We start from the raw sequence: 1,019 nt of genomic DNA, 5'->3' as shown, positions 1-1,019 counted from the left end.
AGGGAAGCATTAACTTATTACTACTAGCAATATTTGGTGGCACATGGTCGCGACTAAATAATGCAGCTTTACCGCAACTTATGCAGGACACGATTGAAATACCGCGCTCTGAGCTCTATCAATCTACCGGCCCCCTGCTAGAGATGCTGAAGCGAACACGCTTCAAGCAAGAAGAGTTTATAAAGCCAGCATTAGAGATGGCTCAATTTGTATCCAATCTGGTCACCAAAGAATATCAAGACGTACCGAGCATTCGCATCAAACGGCGAAATTCTAGTAAAAACCAATTTCAAATCCCGTGGGAGTTCTCTGATCAGCAAAAACATCCCGTTGCCGAAAATAGTCCATTTGCCAATGGCTCAGCCATGCAGCGCGAAGTCTATGAGCAAGCATTAAGTCGATATCGTATTTTTGACACCGCATTTGATATTGAAATTAAGCCGCTAGAAACCATCCGCATGGCTCAATTGATATCTTTTCGAGAAGAGATTGATGAAAAAATTAGTAGCTGGCCGATACCATGGTCACGATTTATCAAAACCTATAGCGCTCTCTTTTCGGCGCCTGTGAATCATGGCTTCGAATCGTCAGAAGAGGGATTACTCAATCGAAAATTACTGAGTCGAGTAATTACATCCAAAAGTGCCGTAGCAATCCACCAAAAAGAATATCTCCTACCAAAACCTGACTCCACTGTAACTTTTCTAATTGATTGCTCTGGCTCAATGAAAGAGAATCGCCTTGCTATGGCAGCATGGATTGATGTCATGGTCAGAATATTGGATAAAGCCAATATTCCATGTGAAGTCTTGGGATACACAACGGCAAGCTGGCAAGGTGGAAGATGCATAAAAGGATGGCACGCTGCGGGTAAACCAAAAGATCCCGGGCGACTGAATGAACGGGCCCACTGGATTTTCAAAGACTTTAAAACCAGTTGGAAAAATTCGCGCCTAAGCATTGCGGGAATGCTCAAGCCAGACATCTATAAAGAAAGTTTAGATGGCGAAGCCTTGTTA

1 pseudogene is annotated in these 1,019 nt (G+C 43.4%); it reads left to right on the top strand.

Features of this window, described 5'->3' with window-relative positions:
- Positions 1-80: 80 nt before the first annotated feature.
- Positions 81-1,019 (top strand): annotated as a pseudogene (locus tag B7X71_RS17760) (hypothetical protein); the annotation flags it as partial.

This window comes from Polynucleobacter sp. 39-46-10, assembly GCF_002282275.1.
The sequence above is the reverse complement of the archived record's forward strand: the minus strand, read 5'-3'. Positions and strand labels throughout refer to the sequence as shown.